Annotated in this window: 14 protein-coding genes and 1 pseudogene; 12 read left to right on the top strand and 3 right to left on the bottom strand. The window is 36.4% G+C overall.

The annotated features are described in order from the left end of the window. Positions 1-104: 104 nt before the first annotated feature. The 9 genes and pseudogenes from IPJ83_05250 (at position 105) to IPJ83_05210 (ending at position 9524) form a co-directional block, all read left to right on the top strand. Positions 105-1088 (top strand): MBL fold metallo-hydrolase, encoded by a 984-nt coding sequence (locus IPJ83_05250; protein ID MBK7879948.1) that lies wholly within the window; start codon positions 105-107, stop codon positions 1086-1088. Between the two features lie 267 nt (positions 1089-1355). Continuing rightward, positions 1356-1709, top strand: coding sequence for a hypothetical protein (locus IPJ83_05245; GenBank protein ID MBK7879947.1), 354 nt, complete (start codon positions 1356-1358; stop codon positions 1707-1709). A gap of 80 nt (positions 1710-1789) precedes the next feature. Next, a pseudogene (locus IPJ83_05240) lies at positions 1790-4196 on the top strand (TonB-dependent receptor). A 167-nt stretch (positions 4197-4363) separates the two neighbouring features. Continuing rightward, positions 4364-4786, top strand: a complete 423-nt coding sequence (locus IPJ83_05235; GenBank protein ID MBK7879946.1) for a hypothetical protein — start codon at positions 4364-4366, stop codon at positions 4784-4786. 475 nt (positions 4787-5261) lie between these two features. Next, positions 5262-6485, top strand: a complete 1224-nt coding sequence (locus tag IPJ83_05230; GenBank protein ID MBK7879945.1) for a DEAD/DEAH box helicase — start codon at positions 5262-5264, stop codon at positions 6483-6485. Between the two features lie 57 nt (positions 6486-6542). Next, positions 6543-7439, top strand: a complete 897-nt coding sequence (locus IPJ83_05225) for a DnaJ domain-containing protein (protein ID MBK7879944.1) — start codon at positions 6543-6545, stop codon at positions 7437-7439. After that, complete coding sequence (locus IPJ83_05220; protein ID MBK7879943.1) at positions 7429-7743, top strand: chaperone modulator CbpM; 315 nt, start codon at positions 7429-7431, stop codon at positions 7741-7743. The genes IPJ83_05225 and IPJ83_05220 overlap by 11 nt, the downstream gene beginning before the upstream one ends. 142 nt (positions 7744-7885) lie before the next feature. Further along, positions 7886-8779 (top strand): cation transporter, encoded by an 894-nt coding sequence (locus IPJ83_05215; protein ID MBK7879942.1) that lies wholly within the window; start codon positions 7886-7888, stop codon positions 8777-8779. A gap of 133 nt (positions 8780-8912) precedes the next feature. Further along, positions 8913-9524 carry an acetolactate decarboxylase gene (locus tag IPJ83_05210; GenBank protein MBK7879941.1) on the top strand — a complete coding sequence of 204 codons (612 nt, stop codon included), beginning with the start codon at positions 8913-8915 and terminating at the stop codon, positions 9522-9524. Positions 9525-9557: 33 nt separating this feature from the next. Here the strand turns inward: IPJ83_05210 and IPJ83_05205 are convergent, their stop codons facing one another. Next, positions 9558-10790: an alpha/beta hydrolase gene (locus IPJ83_05205; protein MBK7879940.1), complete on the bottom strand. Its 1233-nt coding sequence runs from the start codon at positions 10788-10790 to the stop codon at positions 9558-9560. Positions 10791-11079: 289 nt separating this feature from the next. Between IPJ83_05205 and IPJ83_05200 the strand changes: the two genes are divergently transcribed. From IPJ83_05200 to IPJ83_05190, 3 genes are all read left to right on the top strand, one after another. Next, on the top strand, positions 11080-12045 hold the full coding sequence (locus tag IPJ83_05200; GenBank protein MBK7879939.1) for a D-2-hydroxyacid dehydrogenase family protein: 966 nt from the start codon (positions 11080-11082) through the stop codon (positions 12043-12045). A 322-nt stretch (positions 12046-12367) separates the two neighbouring features. Then, a complete protein-coding gene (locus IPJ83_05195) occupies positions 12368-14104 on the top strand; it encodes a T9SS type A sorting domain-containing protein (protein MBK7879938.1) in 1737 nt (578 codons plus the stop codon). 304 nt (positions 14105-14408) lie between these two features. After that, entirely contained in the window at positions 14409-15539 is a 1131-nt protein-coding gene (locus IPJ83_05190) for a DUF2911 domain-containing protein (GenBank protein MBK7879937.1), read from the top strand. A gap of 22 nt (positions 15540-15561) precedes the next feature. On the opposite strand, the gene IPJ83_05185 is transcribed toward IPJ83_05190, so the two are convergent. Next, positions 15562-16152, bottom strand: a complete 591-nt coding sequence (locus IPJ83_05185) for a 2OG-Fe(II) oxygenase (GenBank protein ID MBK7879936.1) — start codon at positions 16150-16152, stop codon at positions 15562-15564. Between the two features lie 340 nt (positions 16153-16492). Then, a complete protein-coding gene (locus IPJ83_05180; GenBank protein MBK7879935.1) occupies positions 16493-20248 on the bottom strand; it encodes a gliding motility-associated C-terminal domain-containing protein in 3756 nt (1251 codons plus the stop codon). Positions 20249-20402: the final 154 nt, after the last annotated feature.

The following is a 20402-nucleotide window of genomic DNA, read 5'->3' as shown; positions in this document are numbered from 1 at the left end:
CACCATTTCAATTTAATTGAGTCCTAAAAAATAGGATACAAATTCACTTGCATTTTTCATTTTGAATGTCTAACTTTGTAATGTACCAGCTTTATTAAAAGCGTATGAAACAAATTAGTAACCCACTTTGGATTCTGTCGATTCTGCTTGTATGTATTCAGATTCCGCTATTTTCTCAACAACTTAAGATCCGGGAAGGAATCCTTGTAAACCTGTATGATGCCTTTGGAAAAAATGCATTATTGACAAAGGATTTTGGGTTTTCATGCATTACAAAATATCAGGGAAAGACCATTTTGTTTGATGCAGGCAGTAATGCGGATATTTTTAAGAACAATACCAAACAACTGGGCATCGATTTAAAAAAAGTAGACATCGTAATTGTTTCACATGGTCACTTTGATCACCTTAATGGGCTGGATTATTTATTAAAAATAAATCCGAAAGTTAAAATCTATTTCCCTTATGATATCTTTTGGGGAGCGCCCGTGCCATTTGACGCAACAGGACAAGAGCCTATGGTGAAGGATTCTCTTCCTGAACACTTACGGTATTTCAATGGTGGTCCTACAAAATTCTCCATTAACCAATCCGGCCGATTTTGGAAGGCGAATATTGAATTCATAAAAAGTTCAAAAGAAATCCTCCCGGGTCTTCAAATCATTGCCACGAATTCCCCTTACATGGGTTATTTTTCTTGTTATCCCGGCAAAAGTTTTGTGGAAGGTCAGTTTGATCAGCATGGGGACGCATGTAAAAACACGAATCTACCAGAACTCTCTCTTTCTATCAAGACTTCAAAGGGCCAAGTGCTGATAGCAGGATGTTCTCATTCAGGCATCGAGAACATTATCAAACAAACCAAAGAATTTACCGGCGATAAAATTGAATTGGTGTATGGTGGATTTCACATGATTCCGTTCAATAGAGAACAAACCATCAAGCTTGCTTCACTTATCAAGAATGATTTGCAGGTCCACAAAGTTGCCCCAGCTCATTGCACCGGCCACCTGGCGTTTAAAATTTTACAGGATTATTTTGGCCGTGATTATTTGTATGCCGGACTTGGGGAAGCCGTATCTTATTAATCTCCCTCCCCTACCAAATTGGATTCCCAGTTCACGTAAACCCATTTTATATTTTTAAAAAAACTTACATTTGTTGCGATAATTGCAGGCTTTGAAAAAAACATTGGTATTCATTCTATTGACCAGCATCATACTGCCATTTACCGGTTATTACTGCTGGTTGACATACCAGAAATCCATTGCCAAAAAGAAATAAAGCAGCGAATTATTTCCGGATTACACAAAACCGAACTCAAGCTTCTGGTCTTTTCAAAATTAGACAGCAAGTTGAAATTGAAATGGGAACACGCCCATGAATTCGAATATATGCATCAAATGTATGATGTCATAGAAACAGAGATACACGGTGACAGTTTGTATTATTTTTGCTGGGTAGATCATGAGGAAACATTATTGAATAAAAAATTAAATCAGTTGTTGGCTTCAGTGATGGCAAATCCGTTAAAAGAAAATAAGGAACACAAACGAATAATTGATTTTTACAAATCCCTATCCTTACCAGAAAATATCCATATTCCTTTGGCAAATGTATTTTACCAGGAATTGATTTTTCCAAAATATCCATCCGATGTGATAAATTTCTTTAGCTCCATTCCGTCCCCTCCCCCTAAAGTATTTTAGACAAATAATTTATATACTCATGATTCCATCTGCCTTCTTTAGGTCAGATGATTCTTATTTGTTTAATCTGAAATATTAATATGAAAAAATTAATTCTCTTAAGTGTATTTTATAGTTTGTATTGTTTTGGATATAGTCAAACTATATTTATTAAAGATTTAGAAACCAATCAGCCCTTAGAAGCTGTAACCCTCTACAGTGATAAGACGAAAGCATTTGCGATAAGCAATATTCATGGACAGGCGGATATTTCTTCCTTCAAAGGTGCAGAGAAAATTGAAATCAGAGGGCCCGGCTACAAAAAAGAAATCAGATCATTTGCCGAGCTACAAAATTTGGGTTTTATCTTAAGCTTAGTTTATTCCAGCATATCCATGGATGAAATTGTGGTATCCGCAACAAAATGGAATCAAAACTCAAAAGATGCTCCGGAAAAAATAACCGCTATCACTGCCAAAGAAGTCAGTTTACAAAATCCTCAAACTGCTGCAGATCTCCTTGGCATTTCCGGAAAAGTGTTTATTCAAAAAAGCCAACAAGGTGGTGGAAGTCCCATGATCAGGGGATTTTCAACCAACAGATTGCTTTATGTAGTGGATGGTGTACGCATGAATACTGCAATTTTTCGAAGTGGAAACTTGCAGAATGTCATCTCTTTGGATCCATTTGCAACAGAAAAAACAGAGGTATTATTCGGTCCCGGATCGGTAATTTATGGAAGTGATGCCATAGGTGGCGTAATGAGTTTCCATACCCTGAGACCTCAACTCGCACTGGATGAAAAAGGTCTGGTAAGTGGTAATTTAAGTACCAGATATTCATCTGCCAACCAAGAAAAAACCCGGACATTTCGATTTGAAAATTGGATGGAAAAAATGGGCCTCTGTAAGCAGTTTCACAAGCAATAATTTTGGTGATCTGCGGATGGGAAGCAAAGGGCCATCTGAATACCTTAGGCCATTTTATGTGCAGCGAATCGACAGTGTAGACAGAATAATCACCAACGACGATCCCAGGACTCAACGTCCTTCCGGTTATTCACAGATAAATATGATGCAAAAAATTCAATTCAACCCAAATGAACATTGGGACTTTCAATATGGATTGCATTATTCAGAAACCTCAGAATATTCCAGATATGACCGCCATATTCGCTATCGAAAAGGACTCCCGAGGTACGGTGAGTGGTATTACGGCCCGCAGAAATGGTTGATGAATAATGCCAGTGTTGCGCATTACAGGAGCAATCGGGTATATGATCAAATGACCCTGCGAACAGCATATCAATACTTTGAAGAAAGTCGCATCGATCGCGACATCAACAATAAAAATCGTCATCTGAGAATCGAAAAAGTGAATGCTTATTCTGTCAATTTAGATTTTAATAAATCCATTGGGCTGAAAAATAAATTATACTATGGTTTGGAATTTGTGCACAACAAAGTAATGTCTTCCGGGATAGATGAAGACATTTCCACAGGAATTAAAATTACCGGTCCTTCTAGATATCCTCAAGCGAAGTGGAATTCATTTGCCGCCTACCTTAATGATCAATACAAGATAACGGACAAAATTCTGATTCAGGGAGGACTGCGGTATAACCAATACCAACTGAATGCTGATTTTGACACCAGTTTTTATGCCTTTCCTTTTACTAAAGCAAATATCGATCAGGGCGCCTTGACCGGAAGTCTTGGGATGGTGTTTCGACCAACAGAGAAATGGGTGTTCAGTGTAAATGCTTCCACCGGATTTCGTTCACCAAATGTGGATGATGCAGGAAAAGTATTTGACTCTTCTCCAGGCAGAGTGATTATTCCAAATCCCGATCTAAAAGCAGAATATGCATATAATGGAGAAATTGGCGTTGCCAAAGTATTTGGGGAAATATTAAAAATTGATATCACTGCATACTATACTTTCCTGCAGGACGCATTGGTAAGGCGAAACTCCACTTTAAATGGTCAGGACAGTGTTGTGTATGACGGCACGTTAAGTCAGGTTGAATCTATTCAAAATGCGGCTATAGCAACTGTTTATGGAATTCAGGCAGGATTAGAAATTAAACTTGCACCTAGGTTTCGTTTTTTTACAGACATCAACTTTCAAAAAGGGGAAGAAGAAACAGACAATGGAACAAAAAGTCCTATACGTCATGCACCGCCAACTTATGGCGTCTCCCGTATAAGTTATTCCACTCAAAATCTGATGGTTCAATTATATACCATCTATAGCGCAGAAAGGAAATTTGAAGATTTGCCACTGGAGGAACAGACTAAAACGGAAATTTATGCCATCGACAATAATGGCAAGCCTTGGTCTCCAGGATGGTACACCCTTAATTTCAAAGCCATGTGCCGAATCCATGAAAACTTGTCTGTAAGTGCAGGAGTAGAAAATATTACCGACCAAAGGTACAGACCATATAGTTCGGGAATTGTTGCGCCGGGCCGTAATGTGGTACTGTCCCTTAAAGCCAGTTTCTGACGATATTCATTGCTGTTTTTGACTTAACACAAAATAAATTTTGAATCCGAAACAAATTTTTTACAAAAAAGAGTAATTTCGGATTCAATTTATTCCAATTGCTTCTCCGGAATGGATTGGAAATTTCAAAATATTTTATTCTTAATTGAATTATTAAAACCACAACGATGAATCCAATGATCAGAAACATTTTAGCTGTACTTGCAGGTGCCATCCTGGGAAGCATGGTAAATATGGGAATTATTATGCTGAGCAGTTCTATTATTCCTCCACCTGAAGGAGCAGATCTTACTACAGAGGCTGGATTAAAAGCTTCCATGCACCTGATGCAGCCAAAGCATTTTATCATGCCATTTTTGGCGCATGCATTGGGAACTTTGGCCGGGGCATTTGTTACAGCAATAATTGCACTTAGTCATAAAATGAATTTGGCACTTGCCATTGGGGTGCTTTTTCTAGCTGGTGGCATCTCCATGGTATTTATGCTTCCTTCCCCAATATGGTTCACCTTGCTTGACCTGATTGGAGCCTACCTACCAATGGCTTATTTAGGTGGCAAACTAGCCATTAAAAAAAGTCCATTGATTTGAGATACAAGATTGACATTGTCGGAGGTCTAGGAAATTTGATTCAAATGAACATAATTTTCAGATTTTTTGAGAAATAAATTTTTGGTAAAATTATTTTTACATAAGTATAAACCTATATTATGTATCACAAATAAGTGTGCAAATTTTAATATTTTAGTCTGCTATATATTTATAAAAAAACAGAGAATTATATACAGGGAATTAGTTTAGATATAAGCCTTTAAAATCAATTTCAAACATTCTAAGAGCAGCAGACCACTGTAGAAATATTTTCAAAGACAATTAGGATTTATATGAATTAAAAAATCCTCAAATAATTGCTTTTCCATTAAAATATCATATTCAAAAGAATAGCTCACTTGGACAGCCAATGAGTCATTTTAAAAACAATTCAGACGCCTATCCTCCAAATTATGTACTTTTGTATACCAACTCCGATGAGTTACCCCATTATTACATTTAATTACTGACCATTTTGACATTTAAAGAATTTAATTTTCATCCACTTTTATATCAGGGAATTGAAGCCTCAGGTTATGAAAATGCGACCCCTGTTCAGGAATTGGTTATTCCTTCCATTTTGGCCAACAGAGATCTGATTGCTTCTGCACAAACGGGTACCGGAAAAACGGCGGCCTTCTTACTTCCTTTAATCAATCGCTACATTGACCACAAACATGAACACAAAGTAAGCGCATTGATCATTGTGCCAACTCGTGAATTGGCAAAGCAGATTTCGCAGCACATTGAAGGGTTTACTTATTTTACGGAGTTAAGCTTTATCGCAATTTATGGGGGCAATGATGGACAAAATTTTGTTGCCGAAAAAAAAGCACTTCAGATGGGTGCGGACATTGTCGTTTGTACCCCAGGGAGATTAATCGCACACATGAACATGGACTACTTTGATCTTAAGGGTGTGCAATGTCTGGTGCTGGATGAAGCAGACCGAATGTTGGACATGGGTTTTCAAGATGACCTGACGAAAATCATTAATTTCCTGCCGACAAAAAGACAAACTCTTTTGTTCTCGGCAACTATGCCCGAACGTATTCGTCAATTGGCAAAGAAAATCTTGATTGACCCTGTAGAAGTGAATATTGCCATTTCTAAACCACCAGAAAAGATTATACAAAAAGCATATATTGTTTTTGAAGAACAAAAATTAAGATTGGTAAAACACCTTATAAAAAATACAAAGTGCAAACATATTTTGGTTTTCTGTAGCCGCAAATCCAGTGTTAAAGAGTTGGCCAGAGAATTGGGTAGAGCAAGATTCAACGTTGCAGAGATACACAGCGATCTGGATCAAAAACAAAGAGAACAAACACTCTCCGATTTTACCAGTGAAAAGATTTCCATTCTTGTTGCTACCGATATCTTAAGCCGCGGAATAGATATTGATACCATTGATCTGGTGATTAACTACGATGTACCAAACGATGCAGAGGACTATGTTCACCGGATTGGCAGAACAGCCCGTGCAGAAGCGGATGGGATCGCCATCACCATTGTGTCCAAAAAAGAGCAGGCTGCTTTTGCAGGGATAGAAAGTATGCTTGGTAATTCTGTCCCTAAAGAACCGGTTCCGGAAGAACTAGGAGCTGTACCGGAATACAAGCCTAAAGATTCTTCCAACCGCCCACCAAACAGAAGGTTTAAGCCACGAGGGAAAAGTACAAACGATACCCGACGTTAAGACCATCTTCCTTCATCCTAATGTCCTATCTTTGCAGGTACTTAATCCTGCATAAATATGCAATTCATAGATTATTATAAAATTCTTGAAATTCCCAAAACTGCTACCGAGACGGAAATCAAAAAATCCTATCGGAAGTTGGCCCGTAAATATCATCCGGACCTTAATCCCAACAATAAAGAGGCGGAGAAAAAATTTAAGGAGATCAACGAGGCTAATGAAGTACTCAGCAACCCTGAAAACCGGAAGAAGTACGATAAGTATGGAAAAGACTGGCAGCATGCAGATGAGATCGAAAAAATGAACCAACAACAAAGATCTCAGCGCTCCACCGGAGGATATAGTTTTGGAGGTGGCGAAAATTCAGGAGACTTTTCAGAGTTTTTTGAATCGATGTTTGGCGGAAGATCGGGAGGATCTAGGCAAGTCAAATTCAGGGGAGAAGATGTGAATGCAGAATTAAATCTGAATATTAGAGATGTATTGCACACCCAGCAACAAACCTTTACGGTAAATGGTAAAAATATCCGTATGACTTTTCCTGCGGGTATCGAAGATGGACAGGTGATAAAAGTAAGTGGTCATGGATCTCCCGGAATTAACGGTGGGCCAAATGGTGATTTGTATATAAGATTTACAATTGTGAACAATACTAAATTTAAAAGAGAAGGAAGCAATTTATATACCAGTGTAGATCTGGATTTATATACCGCACTTCTGGGTGGAGAAATCCTTGTAGATACTCTGGACAGCACAGTAAAGCTTAAAGTCGCTCCAGAAACCCAATCCGGTACTAAAGTCAAACTGAAAGGAAAAGGGTTTCCTGTTTATAAGGCAGAGAATCAGTTTGGAGATTTATACATTAGTTATAATGTAAAACTCCCTACTGGACTTTCTGAAAAAGAAAAAGAGCTATTTAATGAATTAAAAAAAATAAGATCCCATGGAAAATAACCAATTGGTACTTATTGATCAGGTTTGCGTCCATTATGAAGTTGAATTGAATTTTATTGATTCATTAGAAGAATATGGACTTATCCAATTGGTCGTAATGGACAATACTAAGTATTTATCCCCTGATGATTTGCAATATGTTGAAAAAATGATCAGACTGAAATATGAATTAGGAATCAATATGGAAGGAATTGATGTCATCAATAATTTATTGCACCAAATTGATAATTTGCAAAATGAATTGGTTTTGGCGAAAAAAAAACTTAGCATTTATGAACAGGATGAATATGATCTCAAAAGTTAAACGAAATTTTGAATATGTCTTTTGGAATGACTTTTTAAATCTATGATCACCATAATCCTTCCCTTTCCAATTTAAAAAATAATTCTCTTGAAAATTCATTTTTTCTATCTTGGAAAAAATACTTTCCTTTGAATAAATAAAAATGCTGCATAAACACACACATACCCCGCCCTCACCTCATGATATAAATCAGTCCTTCACAACCGGGATCCTGTTGAATGCCGCATATGTAGTTATAGAAATAGTTTATGGCCTAAAAAATGACTCCACAGCGCTTTTATCTGATGCAGCGCACAATGTGGGGGACATTTCAGGATTATTGCTTGCTTTCCTTGCTTTTCGTTTGCAAAAAATAAAGCCTACTAAATTATTCTCCTATGGATATAAAAAAGGATCCATCATCACCTCCTTCATCAACTCCATTTTACTTGCATTTGCAATTGGGGTAATTGCATGGGAAGGAGTCCACAAGATTATGCATCCAAATCCGGTGAGCGGCAAGGTGATTATGTGGGTGGCTTTGGTGGGTGTATTCATCAATACCGTATCCGCATTATTTTTTAGAAAAAATCAAAAAAAAGATCTCAACATAAAAGCCGCATACTGGCACCTCATGGTAGACGCTTTAGTGTCATTGGGGGTAGTAGCAAGTGGGATAACTATTTATTACACACAATGGTATGCTCTGGATGGTATTATAGCCCTGGGGATTTCAGTAGTTGTATTGTTCAGCACATGGAGTCTGTTTAAAGACAGTGCAATTGCTATATTAGACGGGGTTCCTGCCTCTTTGGATACCGATGAAATAAAATTGCATCTAATGGGTGTTGATGGCGTAGTAAATGTTCATCATATACATATCTGGGGTATCAGCACCAATGAAAATGCCTTAACTGCTCATATCCAGATAAATGATATGACCAATATTCCCGAAATCAAAAGAGCGTTGAAAGCCGAATTGGAGGAGCACTATATTCAGCACAGCACATTAGAGTTTGAAGTCTTGGAAGAAAATTGTCAGGAAACGGATATATAAAAAAGTTATGCTACAAATGGTTGTTTTAGAAAGGACCAACAGTCTTTTAGTGTCATTTGTAAGCCTTGTATTGCTTGTAGTTATTCATCCTGTTTTAGCACAAGAGAATTCACCGGTCCACATAGTGGGTCAGATGAAAGATGTCATGTGGAAAGGAGAATTATTTGGTAAAATCAATACAGACACTATTAGAAATAAACATCACCTGTTTGGGTTTGGCCCATTGGCTTATTTGCGTGGAGAAGTATTGATACTGGATGGTGTAAGCTACTTATCCACAGTGAACGATAAACAAGAGATAAAAGTGGAAGGAGTCCATTCTGTTTCAGCGCCATTTTTTGCCTATGCTAATATTACAAATTGGCACTCTATTGAATTGCCAGCTCCAGTTAGAAATTTAATTGACTTAGAATATTATCTGGATTCTATTTGCTCTGATAGGAAAATGCCTTTTTTGTTTAAATTATCAGGAAGTATTGATTCTGCCCAAATGCATGTTGTGCACCTACCAGAAGGAAGTAAGGTCCGATCCCCCGAAGATGCACATCAGGGTATAGTACATTACCGACTAAGCAACTCAGAAGTCCACATTATAGGATTTTATTCCCGAAATCACCAAACAATCTTTACCCACCATGACACAAACATGCACCTTCATTTAATAACCTGCGATCTTAAAATGATGGGGCATTTGGAAAGTGTTTCTTTTAATCCTCAGCGAATAAAGTTTTTTATACAACCATAAATTTATATCCAAATAAAATTATGTATATCCCATTTAATTATTCCTGAAAACAGGCAAAGGCAAACTGAAAATATTTCCATCATCTTGAATGCGAATAAATGCAATTTGATTCAGAGGATTGATTGAACTAAGATTAAGCAAAACATAATTGGTTTTTTCTTCGAATTTAAATTGCAGCGATTCTTTTCCAATCTTAAGTTCCTTTCCCAAAAGATCAATTATTGAAAACTGAAGTGCTTCCGTATGGACCGATGCGTGAACTGCAATTACCACCTCTTGCATAGATGTGTAGGAATATATGCTGACATCAGATGGGATCATTTCATTCGCATTTAATGCTGCACAATTCAAGTATGTACAGAAAAAATCAGTCATTTCACTATATGCAAAATCAGCATTTGGATTTTTGTTGAAAACAGTTTGGTGAGATCTTTCCTTTGAGACAGAATCCAAATAATAGGCATGCAATACATGGTGTGTCACATCTCCTCTTACCCTTGGAACTTGATTCGGATTTTGGTTGTAATAAAATACCGGAGGATCCCCGTTGTCAATATACCTTGGTAAATCTAAATGCTGCCTCAATACAATTATCTCTGGTTGCCAATACATGTCCCGATTGCTGATCTTGTAAAATGCAAGGTCATCGACAAATCCAAAGGTATCAAACCAGTTGCTGTCCAGATGGACAATATTCGCCCATTGTGCAAGGTCCAAAGTGGCAGGAGCGCTAATGTGCGCCGCAACCTGCACATGTGTGGATTGTCGAAACAATGGATCAATTGCCAACGAATCTCCATCTTTCCCGGTTACTGCAATCCATAGTGCCATACAGGCACCAGCAGAACTACCATACACTCCAATTTTGGAAGGATCTATGTTGTACTGCTGCGCATTTAGTTTTAAAAATCGAATCAATCGCTCACCATCCATGAGAATGGAATCCAGTCTTGTGGTATGTGAGAGTCTGTAATTGGACGACACGAAAGAAATACCCCTTGATAAAAATGATCGCATTACTTCAACCTGTCTTCCTTCTATCCCCTTATCACCCGCTCTGAATGCGCCTCCATGAAAAAAAATAACCAAGGGCCTTGGACCGTTTCCGGTTTGGCTTAACCACAGATTAAAATTTTGCAACACATCAGGTCCGTAATGCTCATTTCTAAAATCAGGGATGGTGTCCGTTTGCGCCATCAAAATACCTCGTTGTACGGACACTATGTCTATCAAAAATAATAAAAGAAAAAATGATAATATTTTCATGATGCTTACTTATACGTCATCAAAATTTGAACCTCTAACACTCCAGTAATTAAGTATAAAACCTATATGTTGTACTCAAAGATTCGCAAAATAATTAAATCATTTTTTAACATTTACAAAACGATTGCCATCAGCCATATATAATCTTTTATGACCTAAATTTATTAAATCCCTTGCCTACTGTTTTATAATTATCCTAAAAAATCCATGTAAACAAAGATTAAAAATAAAAGTCTGGTTATTTTCGTCATTAGAAAGAACTATAAAGATCTTGAAACCAGAACCAGCCATGAAAATTATTATTCCAGATGACTATCAGAATGTACTTCATCAACTAGAATGTCGCAAAATCTTAAAGGACCACGATCTTTCGAATATAATTTCACATTACAGCAACTCATCAGACCTTGCAGAGCAATGTGCGGAAGCTGAAGTTCTCGTATTGATCCGCGAGCGGACAAAAATTGCCGAATCACTGCTCTCCAAACTGCCCAATCTAAAACTTATCAGTCAAACGGGAAAAATTTCACGACACATAGATCTTCAAGCCTGCACAAAATACAAAGTTGCAGTAGTCGAAGGAAAAGGTTCTCCAACAGCGCCTGCTGAATTGTGCTGGGCGTTGATCATGAATGCCTGGAGACAAATACCTCAAGCAATGCAAGGTATGAACAAAGGTCTTTGGCAAACCAATTTGGGACGTACACTATATGGACAGACCCTTGGAATTTGGGGATATGGGAAAATTGGTAAAAAAATCGCTGCTTACGCACGTGCATTTGATATGAACGTGATTGTTTGGGGCAGCTTGGAATCCCGAAATTCTGCCATTCAGGATGGATTCACAGCAGCCGCAAGTAAAGAAGAATTCTTTGCACAATCTGATATCCTTTCACTTCATTTGAGACTCACTGAATCCACGGAGGGAATTGTTCACCGAAGAGATTTAGACCTTATGAAACCGGATTCACTTTTAGTCAATACCAGTCGGGCTGAATTAATTGAAAAGGGTGCATTGCTAGCCGCTATACAATCAGGAAGGCCCGGTTCTGTAGCATTAGACGTTTATGAAAATGAACCTATCTACGATCTTGATTTTCCATTGCTGCATTTCCCCAACGTGCTCTGCACCCCTCATTTGGGTTATGCAGAAAAGAAATCATTTGAATTGTATTTTTCGCAAGCATTTGAAAATGTGCTGGAGTTTATCATTGGAAATAATTCTAATATTTTAAATCCGGAGGTATTTCTATAAAATAATTATAGCTTGTTAACTCAAATATCTTACAGATAAATTTAATCTATTAATATGAAATATTTTTACAGTTCCAAAAATAAATCATTAACATAGCATACCTTAACAATTATTTCTATCTTCTGCAAATTTTAATACTAAAAATATCACTCATTCGGAATGATGAAATTCATTGCAAACCTTTTATAGATCTTACAATTAATTATTTCCAATATCTTTTTAAGGTAAGCCAATATTCATTACATTTGAACATGAATCATTGATTAAATAGTGATTTCATTAAAAATTTGACCCTTATTCAAAAAGGTGATACCTGGTAAAGATGATTAAATTATTAAATACATATGTTGCATTCAACCTCCTTCTTTTATTTCCAGTTTTCCTAATCTCTATATCCAAGTTAGAAGGAGCAAGTTTCTATGTATCATACAATGCAACTAAAAATGGCGATGGCAGTTTTGCTTCTCCCTGGGAATTGCAAAAAGCTTTAGATCACCCAACGCAATTACAGCCAGGGGACACTGTGTGGATTATGGGAGGAAGATATCTAGGGCCAGATTCCACCGGAGGCGTTAATGGTATATGCTACACCTGCCATACTAATGGTTCAGAATCACAACCTATCATTTTTAGAAATTACCAAAATGAGAGGGTTACCCTGGATGGAAAGTCAAATGGAATAATTTTAAATTTAGGCTCAAATTGTAGCTATACGTGGTTTTGGGGATTGGAAGTTATGAGCTCCAGTACTGCTCCAAGAGAATACACCAATGATCCCGGACATCCCAATCGTGGAAATATTTCATGCTCTGCTCCCGGCATCAAATTTATAAATATGATATTGCATGATGGTGCAGATGGTATTGATATTTGGATTGGTTCAAAAAATGCAGAACTATATGGCTGTGTAATTTACAACAACGGTTGGGATATCGCAGGTTCAGGTCATGGACATGGAATCTATACCCAGAATGATACATCGGGTACGATCAAATTGCTTGATAATATTTTTTTTAGCAGTTTCGGTTATAATGTCAGAGCTTGGTCAACAGGGAGGACCATCGATAATTATGACATTCAGGGAAACATATTATTCAACGGGGGTTCTTGTTCGGAAAATAAAAATGGTGATACGCGAACGCACAATTTTTATATAGTTCCTAATAACCCAAACGCGCCCTGCAAAAATCTTGTGGTCAAGCATAATTTTACTTTTTCCGGCACTAACATGCCTCGGCCACCTGTAAACGCATTTGGACTAAATTATGGAACTGTGGACATGACCCTTGATAGTAATATTCTGACTTGTCAGACAAGAATTGGTGGAACCGGTGTTAAATTGCTGGGCACTACATCAGTAAAAGGAAATAAAATATTAGGAGGAATTCATCCTACCAAAGGTTATTACCTATGGGGTTTTACTACTGATGACTTCCCCGAAAATGATTATTCAGAAACTTTGCCGACTACCGGATTACAATATTTTATTAGAATGAACAAATACGAAACTGGAAGAGCACATTTAGTGATTTATAATTGGAAAAATTCTCCATCGGTAAAAATTGATATTTCGAATATCGGGTTTAAATCTGGTGAACGAATTGCCGTAATCAATGTCACTGACTTATATTCAGACACCCTAAATTACATATACAATGGAAATGACCTTATTGACGTCCCAATGATAGGTCATTCAGCTGCACAAGCAATTGGGTCAATAAAGAAACCGGTTTCTCAATTTCCAGGATTTGGCGTATTTATCATTCAAAAGTCCGGTAGTATTATAAACAATACTTTGCACTCCATTGGAAAATCAATTCTTGTTTCCGTATCCCCAAACCCATTTAACCATTGCACCAACTTTAAGGTTACAAATATGAATCATGAAATCTTTATGCTAAGTATTTATGACCATTTGGGGAAGCTTATGCATGTGGAAAGATTTCAAAATCCTGAATTTTCTATATGTAAAGAAAAATTGCCGAATGGTATATATTCCTATCAAATTCAAAATAACCTTGGAACTTCTATTAAAAATGGCCTAATTTGTGTCTATTGAATCACCCATGAAAGTGCAGAAATGATCACTTCATTAATAATATGAGAGTTAAATTTTTTCAGTATTCAAATAAAATTATAAGCTATGGGATATTGTGAGATTACAAAGGAAATATTTTTAAAAGTAATCTATCTTAAAGATGAAAGTTTAACAGGATATGGACATATTATTTTAAGAATTAATCCATGCATTTCTTTAATTAATCCGTTAAATTCATGTCCCCATCGAATTTTTTAAGAACTAAATTGAATTAGGGATATCTTTATCCAACAAACCATTTTATTTAATGTGTTAAATCATCAATATGTCTATTAAACCTAACTGCACTTTTGGTTACTTTCTGGTATTTGCTTTTTTTATCATTTCATCATCTCATGCCCAGATGCTTAAATTACCAGATGCAGGGGTTAATTTTAAATGCAAGGCAGGAAGAACCATTGGCGATACTGAAATAGAAGTAAACTGGAATGCGCCGGGTGTTAAGGGTAGGGAAGGAAATATATGGGGAACTTCTGTAGCATACTACGGTTATAGTGTGCTTGGATTTGGATCCAATGTAGAATCTCCCTGGAGAGCGGGCGCTGACGAAAGCACCACTATTTCCTTTTCGAATGAGGTCAGCATAAATGGCAAAAAATTATCCGCAGGTACTTATGGATTTTTCATTGCTCTCTACGCTGATTCCTGTGTCCTCATTTTCAATAAAAACACAGCCGGTTGGGGTAGTTATTTTTACAATAAAGACCTTGATGTGTTGAGGGTCACTGTGATTCAACAAAAAAATCAAAAAGAAAGTAAGGAAAGACTTGAATACACTTTTTCCAAACAAACAGATCACAGTGTTGAAATGGCAGTGGAATGGGAAAAATGGCGAATTCCATTTTTGGTAGAAATCGATCTCATTCAACAAACACTTCATTCCATTCAAACACAGTTGAGTGGCGCCATGGGTTTTGACCCTCCAAGTCTTGAAGCTGGTGCTTTCTGGTGTTACCAAAACAATATCCATCTAGATCAAGCACTACAGTGGATCAATACTGCCGTAGATCCAAATCTGGGTGGCATCAACTCCTTCAAGGCTTTATCGACGAAAGCAGGAATTCTTTCCAAATTAGGTCAGAAAAATGAGGCAGATAAAATAATTGCCGAAGCGATTGACCTTGCAAGTCCTTTGGAATTGCATGCTTACGGCAGACAACTTCTTAGAGAGAATAAAACCGTCGAAGCCATGTTTGCTTTTGAAAAAAATTATAAAAAACATAAAGGCGCCTGGCCAACTAACGTAGGTATGATGCGCGGATATTCTGCTATGGGCGAATTAACCAAAGCTCTGGAACATGCTAAGTCAGCCCTTAAGCAAGCACCCAATGCAGAAAACAAAAAGGTTTTAGAAGATGCCATTAAAACCCTGGAAAGCGGGCAAGCATTGAAATAAATCCTTGTAAAGAAATGATGAACTAAGTTTTAAACCAACCGGTTACACTGATTCGGGTCTTGTTGGTAATTAAAACTTCATGCTCTAATTGGTAACTTCTGAAAAACACACATTTACCATTCATGGGAGAGATCGTCTGAATATTGTCTACCTGATAAATGACCAATTCCCCTCCATCCCGTTTCTCCCAATCAGAATTTAAATACATTATCATAGAAAAACTTCGGCTTTGGTCAGACTTGAATTGATCTAAATGCTTTTTATAAAAACTGCCTGAATCATATATAGCATAATGAAATTCATAAGCTTTGATTCCCGCATAACAGGTGGAGTTCAGATAACATACAAAGCGATCCATCAGTTTGAAAAAATCCTGCTCATGAGGAAAATTATTTTCAGGATTAAGCCAGCTAATACGATCTCCACGAATTAAAGAATCCTTAATATAGATGTCCTTGTTCCCTACTCCTGCTGGAACAAATTGTCTATCTATATCGAGTGTGCGTAAATTTTCCTTTAGCTGAGCTGCTAATTGGACGCTAAGAAAATGTTCATCAATCCCAATGCGATCTGACAAAAAACTATTGATAAGGACATCGAATTCATTCTCCATTAAAGATTGGAATTCAATGGAAGAATTACCATTGCAACGCTCAAGGTAGTCAACATTGAGCACAAACTACATAATGATTCAGAAGTCAGTTAAGTCCAAATAAATTTGGAGGGGTCATTGTCAAACATCAATTTCTTTTTACCCAGAATTGTAAATTTCCCAAACTTAATCCAAAATGTTTGTCACTATCAAATGAATTGCAATAATAAAAATGATTCGAAAAAATTGAAGATATATAATTTTCAAAAAAAATAGATGTAATTTATGTAAAGAATGAATTTTGACTAATACCTATGTAAACTCCGTTCTACCAAATCCACATTTAGGAGTATAAAATAACCTATCTTAATAAGGTTACTGTACCATATTTAAGCTGCTTATCACAAGCCTTACTTCGAATAATGTAAGCGTAGACTCCTGGCAAAACAAGTTTGTTATTGCATGTCCCATCCCAATGAATATTATTAGATTTAAATATTTGTGACCCCCAACGATCATAAATTTCAACTTCAAAATCATTAGTAAATTGCAGACCTGGAAATACATCATTTACCTGATCCCCATTTGGAGAAAAAACATTAGGAATGAATAAACTTTTGTCTTCTATAAATTCCAGATGTATTGAATCGCTAAAAATACCACAACTGTTCTCAATTAAATAATAATAGATCCCACTTGTTTCAATATTTATATCAGAACCTACACGTCCATCTGACCAAATGGTTTTTGGATTACCTGTAGAAAAATAAAAGGATTGAGGCCCACAAAAAACTAAATTTTCTCCCGGAAATTGAATTGGTATTGAATCATAAAATACTTCCATGGTATCCCTTAAGTCATTACAGATATCTTTAAAGGCATACCAATAAATACCCGGAGTATCTATTGTGATACTGTTGAGAAATTCACCATTCCACAATTCATCTATACCAGGCCAGCTTAAATTCAATTTAAATCCTTGACACAGAAAGGTATCATTTGGCAAATAAGGTTTATTAAACAATTTCAGTTCCTCAACTTTTATTGAATCTGAAGTAATTCCACAAGGAGATAATATACTCGCCCAATAATTACCACCTTTTGAGACTTGCTTAGTATTTCCAATGGAATTATCAAACCATACCGTATTTGCAGAATTTGAATGCAAAATAATCGTAGAGCCTTGACAAATTGTTGTATCAGGACCCAAATCAATTGTAGAATTTGGATAATAATTCACTAATATTGAATCCGTAACATCTCCACAAACACCTTTAAGTACTGCCCTAACCACTCCATCTGTTTTAATGACAAAATAAGGCCCCACAGATCCATCCTGCCAAACCGTAGAAGGTTCATTTGTCCAAATGGTGTCCACCTGATTCGGGCATAATTTAATGTCAGGGCCTATTTCCAAGGTCGGCAAATTCAGAAATGATATCACAATAGTATCCCTTACAATGCCACAAGGAGAATTGATTTCAGCCCAATAATTACCAGGTTTATCTATATTCAGTTCTTTACCTGAAGAGCCATCACTCCATTTTGTTGAAGTCTCCATTGACCTGAGTACTAAAGTTTCCCCTTCACAAATGGCCGTATCAGGTCCTAAGGACAATTGAGGTAAACTCAATACAGTTACATCAAATTGTGTAATGTTATAACAGTTTCCCATTCTGATTGTGTCCAAATACGAACCAGAAACATTATACGTTTTTCCCCCAATCGTAATATTTTCACAAACAGTTGTATCTATGATGCTGTACGCATTCTTGCAACAATCAGGAAATCCGAGGTTAATTAAGATTCCATCATCTATTGAGCTTCGTTCATTATAATGTTCTATCTGCATGGTATAAGTTGAATCCGGAAAATTTCCTAAAACTAAAATACCTCCATCACTTACTCCGGAGCTACCAACGTAAAACAACATTTCTCGGTCGCCATAAGCGACATTTATTTCTTCGTGGAGGAGACCGTTATCCTTAAATAAAATACAAATATTTGCCACATCTAATAGTCTTCCTGACCGGTCATAAATTCTTAGTCTACCATATTGTGGCTTTGAGTATAGTTTCGAATTTGGAAATTCTCCTAATAATAACACTATGTCTTTCCTTTCATAATTTCCATCAAGAGTTATCTTGTGGGTTAGATGTGGAATACTTATATTTCCAGGCATCCATGGAGTAGGTATTGACATCAATAATTTTGGTGTGAACCCAGCATTGCTTAATGTATAATTTGTGAAAAAAGGATGGATGTTTCCCATATTGGGGTCAGTTTCCAAGGTAACAAAACCTCTACTCGAATTACCAATATACTCAAAAGATGATTTACTTGTCCAGCTCATCCATTCAATATTATTGCACTGAATTGTACAACTGTCCAAACAAGATATTGCACTAACCAGAGTGGAATCAGAAATTACACCGCAAAGAGAACTATACGATGCCCAATAAATACCCGGCTTAGTGACTACAATTTCGCGCCCATAAGTTCCATCACTCCAAACAGTTGAATCATAAGGTGAATTCAAAATGATTGCTCTTCCATCGCAAAGAAAAGTGTCTTTGGGCAACATTAATTCAGGCTTAGAAGAAACACTTACAAAAATACTATCTATTAATACATCACACGGACCAATTATTTTTGCGATTATGGGGCCTTCCTTATTTGCCACATAATATGAACCAGACGAACCATCATGCCATATAGTTTTAGGAGAATTCGACCAGACGGTGTCTGTTTCATTAGGACATAAATGAATGTCAGGGCCTAAATCTAAATTAAGTTTTGGAAGAATACTTATTGTTATTGTATCTCTAAATTTACCACACGAATTCACAATTTCTGCCCAATATATGCCAGCTTTCGATACTAATATACTCTTACCAATTGTTCCATCACTCCATACACTTATATTTGAACCAGAGTTTAAAACTAATGTATCTCCTTCACAAAACGAAGTGTCAGGTCCTAATGAGATTTTAGGTTTTTCAATAATTTTAATGACATAATTCACCACACTATCACAATTGCCAAGTGAAATGGTATCAAAATATGATCCAGAACTTGAAAACTCTTTACCATTTATGAATAGTTTGTCACAAGCGGTTGTATCGATTCTATTAAATGTCGAAGTACAACAATCTGGAAAGCCCAGATGTATAAATATCCCATCATCAGAACGACTAAGTTCGTTATAATGCTCAATTTCAAAATAATATGAATTCTTTGGAAAATTGCTCAATAATATAATATCTCCATGGGTTGTCCCAGGTTGAAAAACTTCAAATAATATTTCCATACCAGAATTGGTAATAGTTGTTGGCGCCAATATATTCCCTTGAATTGGATCCTGAAGAAGTATAACTACATTTGAAACATTAAGTTGAATGTTGTTGATATCAAATATTTTTAACTTTCCTGGCCCCTTAACTGTAAAAAAATTAGCATTTGGAAAAGAGCCCAACAATAAAATAAGTTCCTCTGGCTTACCTACATTATCAATTTGCAATCTGTGCTTCAGAATAGGAGTATTAAGATTACCGGGCATCCAGGGTGTTGGAATCCCATTTATTTGTTTAGGGGTAAAGGTATTACTTGCGAGTGTTAAGGAATTTAGAATTGGATTTTGAAGACCCGTCTTTGGGTCCATTTGAAGACTAACGGATTGAAACCCAGCTGTACCTTTATACTCGTAATCTGACTTTTTACTCCAGTTTACCCATTTGATTTTTTTGCAGTCCAGTGAACTTTGCTCCTGTGACAATACTTGATATTCATTTGTTAAGCCATTTAAGGACTGAATTTTGTCAACCGCTAACAAATATTTAGGACTTAATAAAAAATTCGTATCATATGAGTAAGAGGTAAAACTATTGTGATTAAATTTTAAATGATTTGAAAGTATTAAGTGAGTATCCTTTTGGGGACTAAAACTATTGAATTTCAAACATTCAGAACTTGACAATCGCAAATGGGGGCACTTAACTAAACTCTTTAATCCAAAACTAGATTTGGATGCTTCCAATTTCAGGTCTCCGCCAAAGACTAAAACATGGCCCAGCAAGCATTCTAAACCAATTGCAAAAAGAAAGAATCTATATCTCATTAAACTCTTATAATCCATTTATTACCCACAAGTCACTGGTTTAATACGAGGACATTGACTGAATTAAACATTAAAATTACCCAATTTAAATTAAATCAATGACAAATTTTTTATATAAAAGATCAGAATTTAGATTGCATTTTCAGTATACCAA

This window comes from Candidatus Vicinibacter proximus (assembly GCA_016713905.1).
GTDB lineage: Bacteria > Bacteroidota > Bacteroidia > Chitinophagales > Saprospiraceae > Vicinibacter > Vicinibacter proximus.
This window is presented reverse-complemented; position numbering and strand designations above follow the sequence as displayed.

Excerpts from the sequence above, each read along its gene's own strand:
- IPJ83_05250 (MBK7879948.1), top strand. The coding sequence starts at position 105 with ATGAAACAAATTAGTAACCCACTTTGGATTCTGTCGATTCTGCTTGTA.
- IPJ83_05235 (MBK7879946.1), top strand. The coding sequence starts at position 4,364 with ATGAATCCAATGATCAGAAACATTTTAGCTGTACTTGCAGGTGCCATC.
- IPJ83_05225 (MBK7879944.1), top strand. The coding sequence starts at position 6,543 with ATGCAATTCATAGATTATTATAAAATTCTTGAAATTCCCAAAACTGCT.
- IPJ83_05220 (MBK7879943.1), top strand. The coding sequence starts at position 7,429 with ATGGAAAATAACCAATTGGTACTTATTGATCAGGTTTGCGTCCATTAT.
- IPJ83_05215 (MBK7879942.1), top strand. The coding sequence starts at position 7,886 with ATGCTGCATAAACACACACATACCCCGCCCTCACCTCATGATATAAAT.
- IPJ83_05210 (MBK7879941.1), top strand. The coding sequence starts at position 8,913 with ATGAAAGATGTCATGTGGAAAGGAGAATTATTTGGTAAAATCAATACA.
- IPJ83_05205 (MBK7879940.1), bottom strand. The coding sequence starts at position 10,790 with ATGAAAATATTATCATTTTTTCTTTTATTATTTTTGATAGACATAGTG.
- IPJ83_05200 (MBK7879939.1), top strand. The coding sequence starts at position 11,080 with ATGAAAATTATTATTCCAGATGACTATCAGAATGTACTTCATCAACTA.
- IPJ83_05195 (MBK7879938.1), top strand. The coding sequence starts at position 12,368 with ATGATTAAATTATTAAATACATATGTTGCATTCAACCTCCTTCTTTTA.
- IPJ83_05190 (MBK7879937.1), top strand. The coding sequence starts at position 14,409 with ATGTCTATTAAACCTAACTGCACTTTTGGTTACTTTCTGGTATTTGCT.
- IPJ83_05185 (MBK7879936.1), bottom strand. The coding sequence starts at position 16,152 with ATGGAGAATGAATTCGATGTCCTTATCAATAGTTTTTTGTCAGATCGC.
- IPJ83_05180 (MBK7879935.1), bottom strand. The coding sequence starts at position 20,248 with ATGAGATATAGATTCTTTCTTTTTGCAATTGGTTTAGAATGCTTGCTG.